Here is a 23,228-nt window from a genome sequence, read left to right on the forward strand (position 1 = left end):
AACCTTCTCTCCTAGAAACTTATCTTACATTGAAAACTTCTACACATTTTCGTGATAATCAAAGCCTAAAAGATTCCATGTTTGAACCATATGCGAAGGCAAAGGAGCTGTTACCTGCAACCTACCCCCACTTGGATGTGGAATATCAATATAACGAGCATGCAAATGTAATTGTTTTGGAATATTTTCAGGGAGATGCCAATTCGGATCATTAATAAAATACTTTGTATCACCAATAATTGGATGACCTATATGAAGAGCATGAACCCGCAATTGATGCGTACGCCCTGTATAAGGTTTCATTTCTAACCAACAGAATTTTTTTGCAACAGTTTGAATCACTTTGAAATAAGAAACTGCATGACCCGCTCCTTTTTCTCCATGCATAGCTACTTTTACATAATCACTGCCTATACCCTCTTTCTTTATTAACCAACTGGAGATACGACCTTCATACTTTTTAGGAACGCCTTTAACCAATAACCAATATGTTTTCTCTGTATTTCGATTACGAAAGGCCTCTGAAAAACTTTGAGCTGCATTTCTCGTACGGGCTACAACAAATATACCTGAAGTCTCTCGATCAAGACGATGCACAAGACGCGGCTTTTCTCCTTTAGCATTTCTCCATGCTTCTAATAAATAATCCATATGAAGAGAAATGCCTGAACCACCCTGAACAGCAAGACCTGCAAGCTTATTGAACACATAAACTTCTCTATCCTCATATAATAACATGCGGTTTAATAATTCATCCTTATCCGTAGACTCGCATAGCTTACTTAAACTCTGAGAGGTGTTCTTGTTGTTAGAAAGGAAATCAAGGGGAGGAATACGTATTACCTGATCAAGGTTGACACGATCTCCTGATTTGACACGCTTACCATCTAATCTTATCTGACCAGAACGTAATAATTTTTGTAGATCACCAAATGCAACATATGGATAATGTGCTTTGAACCAACGATCAAAGCGCATGCCGGATTCATCATGATCAACTTTTACATGCTTAATGCCGGCCATAAAATTTTTTCCAAACTCTCAATTGTAAATAGCTTTCTCTAATATCAGGAAGCTAGACTTTTAAGAACGCTGCGATCATCAAGCCTTATAACTACACCTAACTGTAGCTGAGTTTATCAGCAGCAGCATAAAATCTCAATATACAAAAGAGGCACCCTCACCTGATAAACAATACAGTTACTGAGTTCTTTTTAAGAAAGCACAATAAAGCTTCTACAGCTCATGAAAGGCATTATAATGCCTCCATATAGCACCTAGTTATCAAATAATTCTTTATTAATATTTTTACCATGACCTTTCATCAGAATTAAATTTATAGTAATTAAGTGTTTAAAGTATTTCCAATGTTCTTTCATTACACTTTATTATGTTTATACTTGCACATATCTCTGACATTCATCTTAACGTATCTCCTTCTCTATCCTTTTCTGAGCTCTCAGTAAAACGGATAACAGGATTATTAAATTTAAAGTTGAATAGAAAAAGATACCTTTCAAATAAATCTGTTGCGGCATTGCTTAATGACATCAAGTTAAAAGAAGCTCATCACCTTGCTATTACAGGGGATTTAGTGAATTTAACAAGTAAGAAAGAAATTATATATGCACAACATTGGCTAGAAAATATTGGATCTCCTCATAATATTTCAGTTGTACCTGGAAATCACGATATATACACAAGAAAAGCCTTTGCAAAAGCCATGAAAGCATGGAACCCTTATATTATTGGGGATATTTCTCAAAAAGAAGACCCTCTTTTCCCCTATTTACGTGTCCGAGGCAATATTGCCCTCATTGGATGTTCAACTGCAATAAAGACTCCACCATTTAGTGCCAATGGTTACTTCAGTCAAACCCAGACAAAAAAACAATTGAATTATTACGAGCAACACATGAAGCCGGCTTTTTTCGAATCATCATGATGCATCACCCACCTATTTTCAATGAAACACCTATACACAAGCGTATGTTTGGTATTCATCGTTTTGTAGATATCATCTTAAAAGAAGGCACTGAACTTATATTGCATGGGCATACCCATATTAACAGCATTAATTGGCTGCAAGGACCAAAAACACCTATACCAGTAGTTGGAATTGCATCAGCTTCTCAAAGAATAAAAAACAAAAAGCCTCAAGGGGGTTATAATCTTTTCTATATTGAGGGAAATCGTGGAAATTGGAAGATTAGAGGTGAAAGACACAGTCTTCAATCAGATGGGGTAAGTATTTACAAAGAATGTGCTGACATTTTCTTAAAAACATAATCTTTACATCTTTTAAAGATAAAATATTCTAATGTATATTTTAGTATGTTATACTGAGTAACAAAAAGAAACGCTTTTAAAATATAAAACATGCTACATTGATGTATTTATTGTAAAAAGAAAAAATTCATTGTAAAAGGCAAAGTGTAATTTTCTTAAAACTAATGTTGTTATCTAAGCCTTGAGAAAAAGAGCTTATGCAAATCAATTCAAAGAAATCTTCTATAAAGATATCATTAAAAGTTGATAACTTGGCTAAAGGAAGAATTGACCACTGGTTATCTGTTAATTTACGCGAACCATTTTCTCGTTCACGCATCAAAGCCATTATCAAGGAAAACGGTGTTTATGTAGACGGTATAGTAACATCCGATCCCAATTACAGGATTATTCCTGGACAAATCGTTGACATTACGGTACCGCAGTTAGAAGAAACAAATCTTTGTGGAGAAAATATCCCTCTTAATATCCTTTATGAAGATTCAGATATTATTGTTATCAATAAACAGCCAGGACTTGTAGTGCATCCTGCTACTGGAAATTGGACTGGAACACTCGTTAATGCTCTTATCTATCATTGTGGCAATAATCTCTCCAATTTTAATGGGGTACATCGTCCAGGAATTGTACATAGACTCGACAAAGATACAACGGGCGTGATGGTTGCTGCAAAAAATGACCTTGCTCATCAAAGACTTGCCAAACAATTTGCTGACCACGGTCTTACCATGGGACTAGAGCGCTCATATTATGCTATTGTTTGGGGTAACCTTTCTACAATATCTGGAAGTATTGACGCACCCTTAGGGCGTTGCAGGTCTAATCCGACACGCCGTACTATAAAACACAAGGATGACACAAAAGCAGATAAAGCTATTACACATTATCAAGTTATAAACCGTTATAACTATAAAAGACAATCAAATATTATAGCATCCTTAGTAAAATGTCGTCTAGAAACAGGAAGGACTCACCAAATACGTGTCCACATGGCCTATATCGGTCACCCTATTATTGGTGATTCTGTATATGGAAATGGTTTCAAAAGTAAAGTAAACTTACTCAATGTTGAAGAGCAAAAAATGATTTCTGAATTTCCACGACAAGCATTACATGCACACTTCCTGGCTTTTAATCACCCTTGCAATAATAAACGCATGAAATTTGAAGTACCTATCGAAAAAGACATGCTAAACATAATAGAAATGTTTTCTAAAAATTAAACCATCTTTTTGCTGTTATTCTCACGTAATCTAAATAGGACTGTTATAGTATCAATTGAATAGCAGTATAAAATATGATAATTAATACTTTAAAATACCAAAAGCTAACCAATAAAAACAAGAGAACTCCATGACCCGCAAAAACATGCCAATTATAGTAGCTGGTGAGAGTGGCCTTAATCATTACGTTGATGAGATTAGGAAATTTCCAGTTTTAGAAAAACAAGAAGAATATATGCTGGCTAGAAGATATCATCAACATAATGACTTAAACGCAGCTCACAAGCTTGTAACAAGTCATTTGCGTTTAGTCGCAAAAATTGCTATGGGATACCGTGGTTATGGGTTGCCAATTGGAGAAGTCATTTCTGAAGGAAATGTAGGCTTAATGCAAGCTGTCAAAAAATTTGACCCTGAACGAGGATTTAGGCTTGCTACTTATGCTATATGGTGGATAAAAGCAGCAATACAAGAATATATCTTACGCTCATGGTCATTAGTTAAAATAGGGACAACAGCAAACCAAAAACGTCTTTTTTTCAATCTACGTCGTCTAAAAGGACGCATTCAAGCTATCAATGATGGCGATCTAAAACCAGAACAAATCGTTGAGCTTGCCAATAAACTCAACGTATCAGAATCAGAAATAGTCTCTATGAACTCACGGCTATCTGGAGATACATCCCTTAATAGCTTGATAAAAAGCTCAGAAACTGATTCTGGTCAATGGCAGGATTGGCTGATAGATGAGCATGACAGCCAGGAACAAGTTCTTATTGAACAAGAAGAACTTCAAAATCGTCGTATTATGTTAGAAAGGTCTATGTCTGTACTCAACGATCGTGAACGACGTATTTTTGAAGCCCGGCGTTTACGTGATCACCCAATAACATTAGAGGATTTATCTTCCGAATTTGAAGTAAGTCGTGAACGGGTACGACAAATAGAAGTGCGCGCTTTTGAAAAAGTGCAAGAAGCAATGCATAAACAAACAAAAGGGCTGCTAAACAAACCTGAACCTACAAAAAAGCTTCAATAATATTAAACTGACAAAACAACCTTTATAGAAAAAGATATTATTACTGCTATTTATCAAATTCTTTCCATTCCTTAATAGCAGTTTTAAAGGCTTCTGTTCCATCTTTATTCTTATCAATCACTAATGTAATCTTTTTTCCATTGCGGTAAGTAATTTTTATTTCAATCCACTGGAAGTTCTCAAGAAAATTTAAGTTAGCTTTCTGAGCCTCAGAAGAATTATTGAGAGCAATCATATGAAAATCATTTGTAATTTTGGCAGCTACTGCCATGAGATGATTAGAAACACCGTGTTCATTGTTTTTCATAGAAACTTCCTGAATGGATTCAATCCCACCACCCTGAAAGCTTTTAGGAAGAGAAAAAACTATTTCTATTAAATGGCTAGCAGGTAAAGATGTATCGGTATTTCTCTTGAAAGTAAGCATTGCAAAAAGCCCACGTTCCGGAACAGAAATATTACCCCTTACCACAGGATCTGAATACCCTTTTTCATCTTTTTTTTTCTGTATGGACCACACTACATTCCCTGGAACAACAACCTGTTGACCTCCATCATTCACTCCTTCTTCATAGAGAAAAATTTTATCACCTGTTTTATTAGCATTATTTCCTGAAAGGGATTTATCCTCTAATCGAGAATGTACAGGGTTTCCATGGCTTTCATCAGCCTTTTCAGATATTCCTGTAGAAACAGTACCTTCAGATGATAACGCTTGATCTAAAATAATTGCCTCTCCTGCATCAATTTCAGAACCATCTGGCAATAATCGTTTTGTAATTTTAGTTTTAGAAACACCTCCTGAACTCTCTGAAGAAGAAATCTTTTTATCATCAATATTTCTATCTTTTATCACCCATACAATGATTTCTCTAATACTATTACGACTCATCCATAGTAAGTAACCTATCCCACAAAAACACAAAATTGAAAAACATATTATAATGTATCTTAAAATACGCGAACCAAGCGATAAAAAGAAACCTGATGTAGAACGTGAAATAGCCTTTGTACTTTCTAAAAATCCTCCTTTTGGAAAATCAGTCCGTGTATCCGCAAAATGTATAGCTGTATTAACTTTTGATCTTTTTAATTTATCCCAAGTATTCCTAATCCGAGGAGCAGAGTTTCGATAGAAAATACGATTTGTTGTATTTTCAGGAACTAAGTTATTAGTCTCAAACTGCTGAGTTAGCGGCTGCGAATTCACAATAGAATTTGATTCATTTAATCGGAAAGGAGCTGCTAATCCACTTACGTCAATACTACTCTTACCTACACCACGATTGACTGACAAATTTTCTAAAGGTCTTCTACGTGGCATAGTCCCAGGGATTACTGGAATTTTTTCCCATGTAGATTGCTGCTGCTGTGGTGGATATTGCTGCTGCTGTGGTGGATATTGCTGCTGCTGTGGTGGATATTGCTGCTGCAAATACTGTTGCTGCAAATATTGCTGCTGCAAATACTGTTGCTGCAAATACTGCTGCTGCTGTTCAACTTGAAAGATTGCTTTTTCTAGTTTATCAAATTGACGGCTTAGAATATCTTCCGAAGGACGTGGCTTCATAGCCTCCAACTGCCGAACAACAGCACCACGTGCTCTCTCGTAGAGGCGAGCACGCATCTCTGGAGTATTTTCTGGTAAACTATCTACAGCCCTTCGAATTACTGCTACAAAATCCGCCATTCAATGCATTTCCATTATCCCCTCTTGTCTAGTAGAGGTAATTTTACATGGGATTATTCATCCTAATTTCTAAATGGATCAGCTAAAAGTATGGTATCACTTCTTTCTGGACCAGTAGACAACAAAACTATTGGCACACCTATTATTTTTTCTACTTGTCTTACATACTCAATCGCTTGATCAGGAAGATCATTCCATTCACGAACTCCAACAATAGAACTCTTCCAACCATCTAATATTATATAAATTGGTTCAATATGAGCATGATTCATGTGAGATACAGTTAAATATTCAACCTCATGACCATCAACACGATACCCTACACAAATTTTTAATTTATCAAGCCCATCAAAAACATCAAGCTTAGTAAGGGCAATACCCTTGATACCATTAACAGCAATAGCCTGACGAACCAATGTAGCATCCAACCAACCGCATCGACGTTGACGGCCAGTAACAGTACCAACTTCTTGTCCACGCTCTCTTAAGAAATGACCGTCTTGATCTTTCAATTCAGTAGGGAAAGGCCCTTCACCAACACGCGTCATATAAACTTTGAGCACCCCAAGAACATAACCCAGAACATTTGGTCCAACACCAGAACCAATAGATGCCTGTCCAGATAATGTATTAGAAGAAGTAACAAAAGGATAGGTACCGTGATCATTATCAAGTAAAGTTCCTTGAGCTCCTTCAAATAAAATACGTGCACCTTTCCGATATTGACCATCAAGGAATAACCACACCTTCTCTATAAAAGGAAGTACCTGCGCAGATACTGAAGTCAATTCCTGCATTATCTCTTCACAACTGACCTCTTTTTTACCAAAAGCACATCGCAAAGCATTATGGTGTACAAGCAATTGCTGCACTTTATTTAACAAGACTTTATGATCCATAAGATCTATCATATGTATAGCACGCCGACCAACTTTATCTTCGTAAGCTGCTCCAATACCACGCCGTGTTGTCCCAATTTGGATTCCTGAACATGAAGAGGAATCCTCTCGTAATTCATCCAGTTCACGATGAACAGAAAGAATCAATGTAGCGTTATCCGCAATACGCAGATTTTTGGGAGTGACAGATACACCCTGACTTTTGAGTTTATCGATCTCTGCGACTAAAGCATATGGATCTACTACGACTCCATTTCCTATCACAGAAATTTTTTCAGGACGTACTACACCAGACGGAAGAAGGGATAGTTTATATTTAACATTGTTAACCACCAAAGTATGTCCAGCATTATGACCACCTTGAAATCGTACAACAATATCAGCACGCTCTGAAAGCCAGTCAACTACCTTTCCTTTACCTTCATCACCCCACTGTAAACCTACTACGACAACATTTGTCATTAAGACTTTCCTGCTCTTAAATACATTATTAAATAGCGAACACTCACAAAGAAAAACACCAACTCTATTCTACCGAAAGCATCCTAATACAAAAACGTCCAGTTTATATAAGAAAATTAGCATCTAATATACTAAATTGCTTACATTACAACTAATCTCTGTAAATCAAACCATAAAATTAATTTCTGTTATTGAAAATATAAACTCTCATAGAAGTAAATAGTCATCAAACTGGTACTTATTTATACAGATTCATAAAGAGTTCAAATATAATTAAATTATTGTTAAAAATCATATAGATTAATTGTTAATTTAACAAGAATTATTAAATTAATATCTAGACATAAAGAATAACATCTGGCAAAGACAGATATTAGGTTTTAAATTAATTTTCTTTAACCCTATCATTCATCTTTAGTCTAATAAAATAAGCGGGTGTGGTGGAATTGGTAGACGCGACGGACTCAAAATCCGTTTCTGGTAACAGAGTGTCGGTTCGACTCCGACCACCCGCACCAGTAGAGTAGCTGTTTTTTATAAAGAAAAGCTCTTTACTCATAATGATCGTATAAATATACCGTTCCTTAAAAAATGAAAAAGTAGCTTGACCTATTTTGACAGTTTTTAGCTTGCAACTATCTTCGCGTTAAGAGATTACTGTTCCCTTAAAAACCAAAATCACCATAAGTAAGATCTAAATATAGAGCTCTCATGAATCTTAATTGGTAATAAAATTGACGTTTACAAAATAGTTCTTCAAAAAAGATTAAATCTTTTTATTATTCCTTAACCTGACAAAATCGTGTTTCTTAAATGAATAAGATCCATAAGAAATTGTTCAATTTGCAACCTATGTTGATTGTGATCAGCGTCATCTAGCTCACGTTGAGCTAATTCAATACGCTGATCTAAAGTAGATACTGCAACATCTTCGAATAAAACAGGGGATTCTGTTAATACCGTACAACGATTTTCTATAACATTAGCAAAACCTTTAAATACCATATAACGAACTGATTTCCCTGATGAAAACTCTATATTGAGAAGCCCTGGCTTTATAACTAGCAAAACAGGAGCATGATTTGCCATAACTGTCATCTTTCCACATGCAGAAGGCAAAATAATAGCTTTTACCCTATCAGAAATTAATAGACATTCTGGAGAAACGAGTTCGAAATGAAAGTCATTAGTCATAGAATTCTATCTCAGGATAATAAAAAATAAATATTGCATCTTGTATAAAGTATTCAAACTGAATCATCTGCCAATTTTTCAGCTTTTACTATTGCTTCTTCTATTGAGCCAACCATGTAAAAGGCAGGCTCAGGAAGATGATCATAATCACCATTAACTAATCCTTTAAACCCTTTAATAGTATCTTCTAAAGAAACAAATTTACCTGGAGACCCAGTAAAAACTTCTGCTACATGAAATGGCTGCGACATAAATCTTTCTATTTTTCGTGCGCGAATAACAACCATTTTATCTTCTTCTGATAACTCATCCATTCCAAGAATAGCAATAATATCCTGAAGAGACTTGTAGCGTTGCAATACAGCTTGTACCTTACGAGCTACTTCATAATGCTCTTCACCAACTACTGCTGGATCTAGCATTCTAGAAGTTGAATCCAAGGGGTCAACAGCTGGATAAATACCTTTTTCTGCAATTGAACGCGATAAAACAGTAACTGCATCAAGATGGGCAAAAGAGGTAGCAGGAGCAGGATCTGTTAAATCATCAGCAGGAACATAAATGGCTTGTACAGAAGTAATCGATCCCGTTAAAGTTGTTGTGATCCTTTCTTGCAAAGCCCCCATTTCTGTAGCAAGAGTTGATTGATATCCCACCGCTGATGGTATCCTTCCAAGAAGTGCTGACACTTCTGCACCAGCCTGTGTAACCCGGAAAATATTATCAATAAAAAAAGAACATCTTGACCCTGATCACGAAAATATTCAGCAAGAGTTAAGCCTGTTAAGGCGACGCGAGCACGCGCACCTGGAGGCTCATTCATTTGACCATAGACCAAAGCACATTTTGAACCATCGGTTGAACCATTGTTTTTGACTGGATCAATATTAACTTTCGACTCAATCATTTCATGATACAAATCATTTCCTTCTCGAGTACGCTCACCTACACCAGAAAATACTGAATATCCTCCATGAGCCTTCGCAACATTATTAATTAATTCCATGATTAAAACAGTCTTTCCGACGCCTGCACCACCAAAAAGACCAATTTTACCTCCCCTAGGATACGGCGAGAGCAAATCAACAACTTTAATACCTGTAGCAAGAATACTAGACTCAATGGATTGATCAACATATGCTGGAGCAGGTTGATGAATCGAACGTCTAACAGAACTATTAATAGCACCTTGTTCATCAACTGGTTCGCCGATAACATTCATAATACGCCCTAATGTCTCCTTACCTACAGGAACAGAGATTTGCATACCACTATCAAACACAGAGTTTCCACGAACCAACCCATCTGTTGTATCCATTGCAATACAACGAACGACCTTTTCACCTACATGCTGAATTACTTCAAGTACAAGTCTAGAACCCTTGTTATCAGTTTCAAGAGCATTAAGAATGGCTGGTAAAGAATTTTCAAATACAACATCTACAACAGCACCAAGAACCTGCTGTATTTTACCAACATTACGCACAGCTGTTTCAGCCATTATTCATACCCTCTTTCACTCAATTTATTATACTGCTTCGGCACCAGAAATTATCTCGATCAGTTCAGTAGTAATACGTACCTGACGTTGATAATTATATGATAAAGTTAAATCATCTATCATACGACTTGCATTACGTGTTGCATTATCCATAGAAGCTACCTTTGCAGCCATTTCACCTTTTAAATTTTCCAAAAGAGCTTTAAATATCTCAACAGAAATATAATGAGGTAAAATACTGCGAAGTATGGAATATAATGTTGGCTCATACTCGTATAAAGATATTTGCCTATCTTTCTGATTTTCCATGATGAAAGATGGAGCCAAAGGAATTAAATCTTTAATTGCAGGAACTTGTTGTATAATTGATTTAAAGTGTGAATAGATAATAGAGCATCTATCAAACTCACCGTTCTCAAAAAGAGATAATACCTTTTTGCCGATATTATTAGCTTGAGAAAACTCAATCGTTTTTTTACCAGATAATTCCACGCAATCAATAATTAATGAAGAAAACTTATGACGGCTCAATACCTCATATCCTTTTCTTCCTATAACTAAAATCTTAACTTCTTTTCCTTCTTTCAGAAATTGCTCTATATGATATTGACTAAATCGCAAAATTTGTGAATTAAATCCTCCACATAATCCTCGTTCTGTTGTGCAAATAATAAGCAAATGAACCTTATCTTGTTTAGATCCTTGAAGTAACAGACGCACGTCATCATTAACATCTTCGCCATCAATAACTTGTGCAACCATATTATTTATATGATTATAATAAATAGACGCTATATTATAAGCTTCTTGAGCACGCCGCAATTCAGAAACAGCAACCATTTGCATAGCTTTTGTAATCTTCTTTGTCGCTTTTACAGAATTTATTCGATTTTTTAGCTCTTTCATAGAAGCCATTTCTAAGCTCCGTTCCTTTTACTATCCTTCAGCCAAAAATTTTTAAAAATTCATCAATAATAGTTTTTAGCTTAGTGTCCAAATCTTTAGAAATCACTTTATCATCAGCTATACTTTTTAGAACATCCCCATACGTAATCTTCAAATAAGATAAAAGCTCCGTTTCAAATCTACCAATCTGCGACAAATCTATCTTATCAAGATACCCATTAATCCCAGCAAACATAACAACCACTTGCTCTTCAATCTTAAACGGAGAAAATTGCGGTTGCTTTAAAAGCTCAGTTAAACGCTGCCCACGGCTGAGAAGTCTCTGAGTGGCAACATCAAGATTGGAACCAAACTGAGAAAAAGACGCTATTTCACGGTACTGAGCTAACTCACCTTTAATAGAACCAGCCACTTGCTTCATAGCTTTGACTTGAGCAGCAGACCCAACACGCGAAACAGACAAACCAACATTAATAGCAGGACGAATCCCTTGATAGAACAAATCTGTTTCAAGGAAAATTTGTCCATCTGTTATAGATATTACGTTAGTTGGAATATATGCAGAAACATCATTAGCTTGCGTTTCAATAACAGGCAAGGCTGTTAAAGAACCAGCGCCAGATGCATCCGACATTTTTGCAGCTCTCTCCAATAAACGAGAATGCAAATAAAAGACATCTCCTGGATAGGCTTCTCGACCAGGTGGCCGCCGTAAAAGAAGAGACATCTGACGATATGCAACAGCTTGCTTATATAAATCGTCATACGCAATTAAAGCATGTTGCCCTCTATCCCGAAAATATTCTCCCATTGAACAAGCAGAAAAGGGTGCCAAAAATTGCATTGGAGCAGGATCAGAAGCAGAAGCAACAACAATTATAGAATAATGCAATGCACCATAGTCTTCTAAAACTTTTACAAATCGAGCAACAGTAGAAAGTTTTTGACCAATAGCAACATAAATACAGTATATTTTGTCTTTTTCTTCGCCGTGATCATGAATGGATTTTTGATTCAAAAACGAATCCAAAATAATTGCAGTCTTTCCTGTTTGTCTATCTCCTATTATCAACTCGCGCTGCCCACGACCTATAGGAATAATAGCATCTATAGCCTTAATACCAGTAAGCATCGGCTCATGAACAGATTTACGCTGCACAATACCCGGAGCCTTGACATCAACATATGCCCGATCACTACATTTTATAAGACCCTTGCCATCAATTGGATTTCCCAGCGCATCAACAACACGGCCCAATAACTCTGGACCAACAGGAACTTGCATAATTTGACCAGTACGCTTTACAACATCTCCTTCAGAGATGTTTCTATCAGAGCCAAAGATAACAACTCCAACGTTATCAGCTTCCAAACTAAGAGCCATACCGTACACACCGTTCGGAAATGAAACCATCTCACCGGCTTGGATCTCATCAAGACCATAAACACGCGCGATACCATCACCAACAGAAAGAACTTGACCTACTTCAGAAACTTCTGCATTTTTGCTAAAATTTCTTATTCTCTCTTTAAGAATCTCAGAAACCTCTGCAGCACGTATATCCATCAACCAACCTCTTTCAATATAAGCCCAATATTAGAAAATTTTGCACGAAGAGATACATCAATCTGCCTTGATCTGACTTTTACAATAAACCCAGCGATAAGCGAAGGGTCTACAATAATATTCAACAGCACTTCTTGACCAAAGATTTCTCTAAGACAAACCCTAAATTCATTTTTTTCTTCTATAGAAAGAACATCAGCAACTTTAACATCAGCTATAATCTCACCACGATAATAAGAACAAATCATATTAAATGCTTCTATAACCTGTTTGACACAAAGCAAACGATTGTTCTTAATTAATAACTTAAAAAAATTAATCGAAATCTCACAAAAACCAGCTTTTTTTACAAAAGCATCAACAATGTCAATCTTCTCTTTAACAGAGAAAACAGGACTTTCTAGAAACATCTTAAAATCAGCATTTTCAGAAAAAATTTGCGCAAAATACAATACATCATTTGATACAGAATCAATCAGACCCTCTTCACTGGCAACACTAAAAAGTGAATGAGCATATCGTCCAATCAACCCAGGGAAAAGCCTATATAAATCTATCACAAAAACCCACTTCCTGATTAAAAATAAAAAACCAAGAAAAAATTCAAACCTAAAAAGACAAAAAATATTTTAAAACATTAAAACCTAAAACAATCAAGGAGAGTTTATATCAAAACAGCCATTAGCATAGGACTAAAAAATTAGCAACAACCTGACTTCATAACACCAAATAACCTAAATTTTTAGTTTTACTGTTTTAAGAAAAAAATACAATACACACCATTATTTATATTTAAAATTTAATCAATAATCTATAATGAACAAAAATCAATTAACATACTGAATAAATTTTAAAATGCGATTTAATAACTAATGTTCTAATTATAGATATTTTTCCTTAAAATAATCATAATACGTCGATGATCAACCTGATCACAACTTTTTAACATGCTTATTGTGCATACATCACATCATAAACCAATAGATTTATATCTGAGTTACAAAAGATAAATAACCCTTTTTTATACAATACTCCTTTTATTCACAAGTCTTATCCAGCATAACGGCTCATCCATACGCCAAACACAAGAAGAACAGAATTAACTTTCTTTCATTGTTTATCTATCATTGAGCAACAACATTAAATAAATATTCATTTATAAAAACTTAAAACAAATCAAATAATCTGGTGGTCACAGAAAGGATCATGATCCTTATACCAGGAAGTGATACTGTCAACCATAGACAAACCAGGAATTATTAACTTCACAAAGTTGTTGTATATTCACTTTTAAGCAAAGGTTTTGGAAAAGTATTTCTTGACTCAGGAGTCATTAATAAACTTTTTTGATCATCAACAACTTCATATTCCATGTTTAAATCATTTTTTTTAAAGAAAACTTTGCGGATCTATATCAAACTGAACATTTACTGATTTGGGTTTTTTTGGTGAATGTAAAAGCATAGCTTTAATAAAAGCCTGCAAGGATGCTTGACGTGTTCCATGAATCAAAAGTCGAAATCGGTATAATCCTCGTAACAAAGCCAATGGAGCTTCTGCTGGACCGAACACAAGGATTCCTGATGCTTTAGGAGAATTCTTACGCAATTCTTGCGCATATATTTCAGCTTCCTGACGGTCTCTAGAAGAAACAATTACAGCAGCGAGACGGGTAAAAGGAGGGAGAAGAGCTTTTTTTCTTTCATAAATTTCACACTCATAAAAAGCCTTCGAATCTCCTGAAACAAGAGCCTGCATCACTGGATGCTCTGGATCATAAACTTGAATGAGGCCAAGACTTGTAAGACCAAAACGTCCAGCACGGCCAACAACTTGCGATAATAACTGAAAAGTACGTTCAGCAGCACGCAAATCAACATTAGAAAGACTAAGATCGCCATCAACAACCCCTACCAAAGACATACGTGGGAAATTATGTCCTTTTGCAATCAGCTGAGTACCAATAACTATATCAACATTTCCCTTAGCAATCGCTTTTAATTGTGAACGAAACCTCTTCGCCCCCCCCTCCATATCGGAAGACAGTATAACAATATGTGCTTGAGGAAAATAGCTCTCAACTTCCTCAGAAATCCTCTCAACTCCAGGCCCACAAGCAATCATACAATTGCACGATTCACATTCAGGACAGGTTTCTCTCTTGGGCTCAACATACCCACACTGATGACAGCGCAAGTCATTCGAAGAACGATGTTCTACAAGCCAAGAGGAACAATCAGGACATTGGAATCGATAACCACATACCCGGCATAAAGTTAAAGGAGCATAACCACGCCGATTTAGAAAAAGAAGGGTTTGCTCTCCTTTCTTCAAGGTATTTTCTATATTAGCTAATAATTTAGAAGAAAGGAATTTCCCATGCTTTAATGACTCGTATCGCATATCAACAAGCTGTACATCAGGTAAAACAGAGCCCTTATAGCGTTGAGCCAAATAAACCGCATGATATCTGCCAAAGGATCGATTGATCTGACTTTCTATAGAAGGCGTTGCTGAAACGAGTATAACAGGGAAACCTTCAAGTCGTCCGCGCACAACAGACATGTCACGGGCATTATAAAAAATTCTATCTTCTTGCTTATAAGCAGGATCATGTTCTTCATCAACAATAATAAGGCCTAACTCTTTAAAAGGCAAAAATAATGCAGAACGAGCGCCAATAACTACCCGTATCTGACCACACATCGTCTGTCTCCAAACATCCTCACGCACACGCGATGAAAGACCAGAGTGCCATTCAGCAGCTTTTGCTCCAAAACGACTCTGGAAGCGCTCTAAACAAGATTCTGTCAAGGTAATTTCAGGCAAAAGAATCAGCACCTGCTTACCCAAACTCAAAATCTTCGCAACAGCTTCCAAATAAACTTCAGTCTTTCCAGATCCTGTAACTCCCTCGACCAATGATACAGAAAAGCCTCCTTCACACAAAGCAACAAGATTTCTTACAGCCTCATATTGATGATCTTCTAATTTGGGTCTACAAAAATTGGGATCTGGTGGCATAACCATAGGGGAAACAGGAATATTGACCTGTTCAATAATTCCCTGAACCTGTAAACCATCAATAACACTCGGTGAAACTCCAGCAGTCTTTATTAATTCATTTTTTAACCAAATATCTTTTTCTTTAATTTTTTCTATAACACGAGAGCGAGCTGCAGTGAGAATCTGTGGCTGACCTCCAATATAGCGCAATCCTTTTTCTTTTATTTGTTTTTTAAGTATCGCAGGAGTATATAGTACCATACGTGCTATTAGACCAGGCATTGATAATGTATAATCAGAGACCCAATTGATAAACTCACACATCTTACGCGAAATAGGCAAACAATCAAAAACATGCTCAATAGAACGCATTTTTTCTGAAGAAATATGAGAATACACGTTACCCAACCAAACTATGCCAATAACACTTCTTGATTGTAGAGGAACCCGTACAATAGAACCAACCTGCACGTGAACTTCAGGAGGAACAGAATAAACATACAAATCAGGAATAGGTAAAAGAAGCAAAACAAGAACTTTATAAGAAGTTTTTTTTTCTATATGAAATTCAGAAGAATCCATGGAATTATCTTTCATTCATCAAAATATTACTTTTGTAAGAAAATAAATAATATTATTATTTAAACGAATGTTAATACATTAATGACTAATGGGTTCTTCTTTTGTAAAAATTTTTAACATATAACGCTGTTATAAACCTAAAAAATTAGGTGGATACAGATACGATACAGTGTCATTCAGAAAAATCATACCACAATCCAATTTTTGAAATTCTTATAATTAATAACTTAATATTTACTTTTGACTTTTAAGTTAGGGACTACTTTGAAAAGTTTTTAATAAAGTTTATATTATTTTGTAAGCAGGATGCTCATTAAATGAACCGAAGTCTATATCTTATGTTCATTTCTTTCATGGTAGGTGGATGTGTTCCATTAAATTATGACCATGTAACAACGTCCTCTATACCATCACGGTTTTATGACTCTAAACCACAATATTTTGGCAAAAAAAATCCTGACTTAAATCCTATTCATGGCATTGATGTTTCAAAATGGGACGGGAACATCAAATGGGAAAAGACTAAAAAGTCTGGAGTTTCCTTCGTTTTTATAAAAGCAACCGAAGGTAAAGACTTTTTAGATAACTCTTTTAGCAAAAACTGGCAAAATGCTCATATTTCTGGTATACCCCACGCACCATATCATTTCTATCATTTTTGTTCCAGTGCTGATGAACAAGCCGATTGGTTTATAAGGAATGTTCCTAGAGAATCAGTATATCTCCCTCCTGTAATTGATGTAGAGTGGAATCCTATGTCTAAGACGTGTCCCTATCGCCCTGATCCTCAAATAATACGACAAGAGATGAAAAGATTCATGAATAGGATACAGGGATATTACAAAAAACGTCCAATCATTTATACCTCAGTAGATTTCTACCGAGAAGTTTTATCTAACCACTTCCATGATTATCCTTTTTGGGTGAGATCAGTAGCAGCACACCCTGATATTACATATTCAAATCGCAAATGGCTTTTTTGGCAATATACTAGCACTGGGGTTGTACCTGGCATAGATACTAAAAAAACTGATATAAATGTTTTTTCAGGTTCTTTAAATAAGTGGTATGACTGGTTATCAGAAATGAATATAAATTACTATTCATAAAATTATTTCAATTATTATACTATGATAATAACTTACTTATACTAAACTTTAATTATAAAAGTGATGCTATAAATTTCATGCTAGTATCAAATGCAAATTTGAAATTGATATCCATCTCTATAAGGATAGAAACTAAATATCCTCTATAAAAACTAAAAACCTTAAAAAATTTCAAATTAAAAATAAATACACTTTTAATTTTAAAAAAATATAATACACTATTAAATTACCAAAGTGATTATAATCCACCATTTGACTATATACTAAAAAATCTTATTACTAAAAAATCTTAAAGATTATATCTTTTTTGTAATATATATAGGGATCGTAAATGAAAACGGACAGAGTGTCTTTTTTATCCTTATTCATTATTTTTATTATAATAATAATTCAATTTCCTATCGCTTTAGCTCAAAGTACGAAGACCAAAACTCCATCTTATAGTTCTGTGAATATTCAAGACCAAGAACTTCAAGAAATAAAAACCCAAGTAAAAGAGCTTACTAAAGCCACAAAAACAAACAAATCAGATGATAATGATTTAACAAAAATAAAACTACAAGCGGATGACTTAAGCCGCAAAATCTCTAATATTATTTCTGAATATCATACAAGGCTTGATGAAATTCGTAACCGTCTTGTAGAACTTGGAAATCCTACTGAAAATCCTCAACAACCGGAACCTTCAATTGTTGTAGCTGAACGAAGTAATTTAATATCACAACGAGCTCAAAAAACTGCCTTCTTAAGTGAAGCAGATGCATTATACAATACTGTCGACCAAATTTCTAAAGACATAACTGAACAAAGAAACCAACTTTTCAAAGAAACACTTTTTAGTCGCAATAATGTTAGTTTCAGTCTTATCGAAGAAAGCGTTTCTTCTCTTTGGGAAGAAATTTCTTCTTCTTTTATGACATTCATAACTTGGGCCCTATTTGTTTGGAAAGAAAAATAAAATATTTTATGATTGTTTTTGGAAGCTCTTTAGCAGCAGCCTTTCTTTTTCTTTTAGGAATTTCTAAACTATTTGGTATCCATACCAAACAAAAGAAAATGATTAACGATCCATCATATATTGATCGCTTAATATTTGCGTTACATTCAACAATTATCTCTAGTGCTTCGTTCTCAATATTTCTAGTATCTTTTTTATTATTCATTCAAGAATTAGATATAATAACAGGTGATCTCATTCCAATTACAAGTATTACCTTTAGTTTAATAGGATTCATCTATTTTTGCTGGAAACTAATTATTTCTATTCTCTCACCGTCATTACCGCAATGGAGGCTAGTACCTATCTCTAATAAAGGATCAGATTGGCTATTAATATATGCACTAATCCTTGTTATTGTGAGCAGCTTTGATTACTACTTTGAGATGATTAGTACAAAATCTAATTCAATTATTGCGCTTAATAGTTTCTCTGCATTGATTACAGGGCTAACATTAATTGCCATATCATTTTTAAAGCCCATTTCGGATAGAAAAGATGCCCCAGAGACTCCTGGAAAGGCATGGCCTTATATTATAATAATTGCAATACGATCTGTTAGTATTTTCTTAATCATAGCTACTCTTTCAGGATACATAGGTCTAGCACATTTTGTATCAAAACAAATTGTTATCACCAGCTCAGTCTTAATAATAATGTATATTGGTGTTCTTGCAGGAAAATCTATATCAAAAGAAGGGAATTTCGCTGAAACCCGTATAGGACGTAGTCTTATAAACAATTTTCATCTCGGACAAGTTAGTATAGATCAAATTGGGCTTGCAGCAGGTTTAGGTATAGACGTATTAGCAATAATAATTAGTATACCTTTAATTTTGCTATCATTAGGATTTAGCCCAGATGATTTGCAAAATTGGATTTATCATTTATTTACTGAAATTCGGATTGGAAACATACGAATATCGCTTTTGGGTATTCTAGCAGGAATAGCTATTTTTTGCTTCGGATTGTTAATTACTCGATGGGCTCAACGCTGGTTAGATAAAAATATCATGGCACGTAGCCAAACTGATATTGGAGTACGCAATTCAGTAGAAATGGGTGTCGGCTATCTTGGCTATGCCATAGCAGCGATTATAGGGATTTCAGCTGCAGGAATAAACCTCTCTAGCTTGGCTTTAGTTGCCTCAGCATTATCCCTTGGTATTGGTTTCGGTCTTCAAACCATAGTTTCTAACTTTGTCTCTGGACTGATTCTTCTTATAGAAAGACCTTTTAAAGTTGGAGACTGGATTGTCTCAGGTACAACAGAAGGAATTGTACGCCGCATCTCTGTACGCGCTACAGAAATAGAAACATTTCAACACCAATCTATTATTGTACCAAATTCACAGTTCATTAATATTTCCGTTGGAAACTGGACACATCGCAATACATTAGGGAGAATTGACATATCATTATCTACGCCAATTACACCAACAGACCCCGATAAAGTGATGAAAATCATGCAAGAAGTCGCCGTAAACAACCCTTTAGTGCTACGTAATCCACCTCCAATTATTATTTTTTCAGATATTCAACAAAATAGCTTTTTATTCGAATTACGTGTTAATGTAGCCAACATACTTTCTGGAACAAAAGTGCGAAATGAACTTCGGGTATCTCTTGTAGAAAATTTACGTAAGGGAAAAATCGTACCATTTGTCATAGCACCAGATGACGAATTAACAAAACTTCGCAAACAAGCGTATGCCTCTTTTCCTGAAGTTATGCAAAACGGAACAAGCAATTTAATATTTACTGATACAGAACAACAATAATTATTTATCAAATAAAAAATTATTGTTCACTACTATATATCATTTAAAGCTTTTTTTTAAAAAAGATACAACACTTACAATTATTTTTATACTACAATAAACGTTAACACTTAATAATATAGAATTTTATTTTATACGGAAATAGTTTCCTTTATTATAAAAAATACCCGTCTTTTTATATACTGAATAGATTGCTGATTTGAATCATTCAATTCCATTATCGCATAATACAATACAAAGTCTAAATCTTAATTTTAGATGCAATAGAATCAAAATCCTCAAGATCAAGTAACGATCTAATTTGTGGTTGTGTTTTAACAAGATATTCTATAGAATATTTCATTAAAACATCGAAAAACGCATTTAATGCCATCTGTAAAACAGAACTCAAACTACAATTACCAGTAAGCGGACAATCTTTGACTCCTTCTTCAAAACATGATGCCATATAAAACGATTCTTCAGTGACTTTAACAACATCTAAAACTGTAATCTTACTAGCTGGACAACGAAGGCGAATACCTCCATGACGTCCTCGAACAGTTTCAATGATTCCAGCTTTTGTAAGCGGCTGTAAAACCTTAAAAAGAAAAAGTTCTGATACTCCATAAACTTTAGCAATTTGTGCAATACGACTCAGACGCCCTTCATTAACAGCACAATACATTAAAATACGTAGCCCATAATTAGTTTGCTTGGTTAAACGCATATCATTTCCCCTCTTTCCTTATCTTATCTTGTTAAGTTATTAAGAATTTTATTCATAATAAATCATTATTTCAGTCTAATACCTTTATACCCTCTCTTTCTTAATACATAAAGATGACTAATAATAATCATTGTTATTATACTAATAATATGGTTACAAAAATAAATAACATACTGACTATTCTTATAAGCTTTGCTTAGAAGAACTTTAATCTATGCATGAAATAAAAAAGGTGGTGAAAACTATTATTGATTTTCTAAAAGCATTAAAACTAATATCAAACAATAGCATAAATATGGATATATTTTAGAAAATCTTTATAAAGATGATTAAATCAAAGAAAAATAATTAAGAGGACTAACATTATAGCTAGCCCTCCCATATTAGCTCATACAGAAATCATGCAGCAGAAACCTGTCGAGTTTCAATTGTTTTTAATTTTTCAGAAGGTTGTGAAATTTTAATATTGCGAGGCTTCATCCTTTCAGGAATATTACGCAAAAGCTCTATATGTAACAAACCATTTTCAATAGTTGCAGTCTTTACTTCAACAAAATCAGCAAGTTGAAAATGACGCTCAAAAGAACGCTTTGCTATACCACGATGAAGATATTCAGTTGTTTTTTCTTTTTCTTCTTCTGCCTTTTCTCCCCTGATAGTTAACATATTAGAATTTAGCTCTATGTTTAATTCAGAAGTATCAAAACCCGCAACAGCCATTGTTATACGATAAAGATTTTCATCTGTACGCTCTATGTTGTATGGTGGATACGTAACAGACTGATCAGGCCTTGCCAAACTGTCTAACATTGTAAACAATGGATCATATCCGACTGTAGAACTATAGAATGGTGAAAAATCTACTTGCATTATTTGTCCTCCTTATGAAGCGACGTTTAACATCAAACTGCCTTCAAAAAATCTTCCAAGACAGTCAACTAGGGACCCTTAAAGGCATCCATAGCACTTTAGATGGTGAATATTTTTTTAGTTTCAAGAGGCTTACAAAAGATAGAATTTCTAAAAAAATAAACGTCCGTTTATTAAATTCAATCAAAGCTATGATTAAGATTTAAACGCCTGGCAGTTAAAAGAGCCAAGCGTCGAGCTACCTCCTGCTTTGAGAGTTCAGGCCAAATTTCTACTCCTTCATTAGAAATAACCATAACCTGATTACTCTCTCTACCTATATTTTGCACATAATTCGCCAAGATAAGATCTGCTCTCTTATCTATCAATTTTTCTTTTGCATTTCTTTCAAGATCCTGCGTTTCAAGACAAAAACCAATTACAACATCTGGACGATTACAATGACATCCTATCGTTTTAAGTATATCGGGATTTTCTTGCATTTTTAATACATATTGATCCTGATAAGCTTTTTTCTTGATTTTTTTACTTGCTATTTCAGAAACTTTCCAATCGACAACAGCAGCTACCATTACAGCAATATCAACAGGAAGAGCTGCTAGCGTTTCCTGTAACATTTCTTCCGCCTGTTTGACATGAATAGTTGTGACACCTGATGGATCAGGAATCGTTACTGGGCCAGAAATTAATGTCACATCTGCACCAAGACTGGCTAATTCTTTTGCAATGGCATGCCCCTGACGACCTGAAGAATAATTTGTAATATATCTCACAGGATCTATAGGCTCATAGGTAGGTCCAGAGGTAACCAAAGCTTTTTTCCCTTTGAGTAATTTTAAATTTTGATCTTTTAAAAATTGCTCTAAATGCGCAATAATTGTTAAAGGCTCAGACATTCTTCCTAAACCTATTTCATTGCTCTCAGCCATTTCTCCATATTCAGGACCAATTAAAATTACTCCATCATCTTTTAATATTTTTATATTACGCTGTGTAGCAGGATTACTCCACATCACCGGATTCATTGCCGGAGCCAGGAAAACAGGCCGATCTGTTGCTAATAAAATAGCTGAAGCAAGATCATCTGCTATCCCATGTGTCATACACGCCATAATATCTGCAGTTGCTGGAGCTACCAGGACAGCATCACAATCCCTTGCCAATCTAATATGACTGACATCATATTCCTCTTTCCATAAAAATAAATCCGTATATACAGAAGCATCAGACACAGCCCGGACTGCTAATGATGTAATAAACTTTTGTGCAGCATCTGTCATAACAGGAATAACAATAGCTCCATATTCACGCATCCGCCGAATAAGATCTAAACTTTTATAAGCAGCAATGCCACCAGATATGATAAGCAGAAACTTCTTCCCTAACAAAATGGACATAATAAAC

At 35.0% G+C, this 23,228-nt stretch carries 15 protein-coding genes, 1 tRNA gene and 3 pseudogenes; 7 read left to right on the top strand and 12 right to left on the bottom strand.

Annotated elements, in window-relative coordinates; translation table 11 throughout:
* Window positions 1–39: 39 nt before the first annotated feature.
* The gene (locus tag B488_RS05685) at window positions 40–1,023 is read right to left on the bottom strand and encodes an RluA family pseudouridine synthase (protein ID WP_015273585.1); all 984 of its coding nucleotides are present in this window, start codon (window positions 1,021–1,023) and stop codon (window positions 40–42) included.
* A 367-nt stretch (window positions 1,024–1,390) separates the two neighbouring features.
* Here B488_RS05685 and B488_RS05690 point away from each other — a divergent pair.
* From B488_RS05690 to rpoH, 3 genes and pseudogenes are all read left to right on the top strand, one after another.
* Window positions 1,391–2,289: pseudogene (locus B488_RS05690) on the top strand (metallophosphoesterase family protein).
* 197 nt (window positions 2,290–2,486) lie between these two features.
* Window positions 2,487–3,512, top strand: coding sequence for an RluA family pseudouridine synthase (locus B488_RS05695; RefSeq protein ID WP_015273587.1), 1,026 nt, complete (start codon window positions 2,487–2,489; stop codon window positions 3,510–3,512).
* Between the two features lie 130 nt (window positions 3,513–3,642).
* Window positions 3,643–4,551: an RNA polymerase sigma factor RpoH gene (gene rpoH / locus B488_RS05700; protein ID WP_015273588.1), complete on the top strand. Its 909-nt coding sequence runs from the start codon at window positions 3,643–3,645 to the stop codon at window positions 4,549–4,551.
* Window positions 4,552–6,045: 1,494 nt separating this feature from the next.
* Here the strand turns inward: rpoH and B488_RS07110 are convergent.
* Both B488_RS07110 and B488_RS05710 read right to left on the bottom strand, forming a co-directional pair.
* Window positions 6,046–6,241, bottom strand: a pseudogene (locus tag B488_RS07110) (hypothetical protein); the annotation flags it as partial.
* 62 nt (window positions 6,242–6,303) lie between these two features.
* On the bottom strand, window positions 6,304–7,602 hold the full coding sequence (locus B488_RS05710) for an adenylosuccinate synthase (protein WP_015273592.1): 1,299 nt from the start codon (window positions 7,600–7,602) through the stop codon (window positions 6,304–6,306).
* A gap of 431 nt (window positions 7,603–8,033) precedes the next feature.
* On the opposite strand from B488_RS05710, the gene B488_RS05715 reads away from it, so the two are divergent.
* A tRNA-Leu gene (locus B488_RS05715) sits at window positions 8,034–8,120 on the top strand.
* Window positions 8,121–8,388: 268 nt separating this feature from the next.
* On the opposite strand, the gene B488_RS05720 is transcribed toward B488_RS05715, so the two are convergent.
* The 6 genes and pseudogenes from B488_RS05720 to B488_RS05745 all read right to left on the bottom strand — a co-directional run bounded on the left by B488_RS05720 (window position 8,389) and on the right by B488_RS05745 (window position 16,358).
* Window positions 8,389–8,796: a F0F1 ATP synthase subunit epsilon gene (locus B488_RS05720; protein WP_015273593.1), complete on the bottom strand. Its 408-nt coding sequence runs from the start codon at window positions 8,794–8,796 to the stop codon at window positions 8,389–8,391.
* Window positions 8,797–8,849: 53 nt separating this feature from the next.
* Window positions 8,850–10,297: pseudogene (gene atpD, locus B488_RS05725) on the bottom strand (F0F1 ATP synthase subunit beta).
* Between the two features lie 27 nt (window positions 10,298–10,324).
* Window positions 10,325–11,212: a F0F1 ATP synthase subunit gamma gene (locus tag B488_RS05730; RefSeq protein ID WP_015273595.1), complete on the bottom strand. Its 888-nt coding sequence runs from the start codon at window positions 11,210–11,212 to the stop codon at window positions 10,325–10,327.
* 28 nt (window positions 11,213–11,240) lie between these two features.
* A complete protein-coding gene (gene atpA, locus B488_RS05735; RefSeq protein ID WP_015273596.1) occupies window positions 11,241–12,770 on the bottom strand; it encodes a F0F1 ATP synthase subunit alpha in 1,530 nt (509 codons plus the stop codon).
* Entirely contained in the window at window positions 12,770–13,330 is a 561-nt protein-coding gene (atpH, locus tag B488_RS05740; RefSeq protein WP_015273597.1) for an ATP synthase F1 subunit delta, read from the bottom strand. The genes atpA and atpH overlap by 1 nt, the downstream gene beginning before the upstream one ends.
* An 829-nt stretch (window positions 13,331–14,159) precedes the next feature.
* Window positions 14,160–16,358, bottom strand: a complete 2,199-nt coding sequence (locus B488_RS05745) for a primosomal protein N' (protein WP_015273598.1) — start codon at window positions 16,356–16,358, stop codon at window positions 14,160–14,162.
* A gap of 317 nt (window positions 16,359–16,675) precedes the next feature.
* Here B488_RS05745 and B488_RS05750 point away from each other — a divergent pair, with 317 nt between their 5' ends.
* From B488_RS05750 to B488_RS05755, 3 genes are all read left to right on the top strand, one after another.
* The gene (locus B488_RS05750) at window positions 16,676–17,467 is read left to right on the top strand and encodes a glycoside hydrolase family 25 protein (protein WP_015273599.1); all 792 of its coding nucleotides are present in this window, start codon (window positions 16,676–16,678) and stop codon (window positions 17,465–17,467) included.
* Window positions 17,468–17,798: 331 nt separating this feature from the next.
* Window positions 17,799–18,425 (top strand): hypothetical protein, encoded by a 627-nt coding sequence (locus tag B488_RS06950; protein WP_015273600.1) that lies wholly within the window; start codon window positions 17,799–17,801, stop codon window positions 18,423–18,425.
* Between the two features lie 8 nt (window positions 18,426–18,433).
* Window positions 18,434–20,245, top strand: coding sequence for a mechanosensitive ion channel family protein (locus B488_RS05755; protein WP_015273601.1), 1,812 nt, complete (start codon window positions 18,434–18,436; stop codon window positions 20,243–20,245).
* Window positions 20,246–20,486: 241 nt separating this feature from the next.
* Here the strand turns inward: B488_RS05755 and rirA are convergent, their stop codons facing one another.
* The 3 genes from rirA to coaBC all read right to left on the bottom strand — a co-directional run bounded on the left by rirA (window position 20,487) and on the right by coaBC (window position 23,221).
* Complete coding sequence (gene rirA, locus B488_RS05760) at window positions 20,487–20,954, bottom strand: iron-responsive transcriptional regulator RirA (protein ID WP_041770788.1); 468 nt, start codon at window positions 20,952–20,954, stop codon at window positions 20,487–20,489.
* 399 nt (window positions 20,955–21,353) lie between these two features.
* Entirely contained in the window at window positions 21,354–21,827 is a 474-nt protein-coding gene (locus tag B488_RS05765) for an Hsp20 family protein (protein WP_144049212.1), read from the bottom strand.
* A gap of 176 nt (window positions 21,828–22,003) precedes the next feature.
* Window positions 22,004–23,221, bottom strand: a complete 1,218-nt coding sequence (gene coaBC, locus B488_RS05775; RefSeq protein ID WP_015273604.1) for a bifunctional phosphopantothenoylcysteine decarboxylase/phosphopantothenate--cysteine ligase CoaBC — start codon at window positions 23,219–23,221, stop codon at window positions 22,004–22,006.
* Window positions 23,222–23,228 lie beyond the last annotated feature (7 nt).

It is taken from the genome of Liberibacter crescens BT-1, assembly GCF_000325745.1.
In the GTDB taxonomy this organism is placed as follows: domain Bacteria; phylum Pseudomonadota; class Alphaproteobacteria; order Rhizobiales; family Rhizobiaceae; genus Liberibacter; species Liberibacter crescens.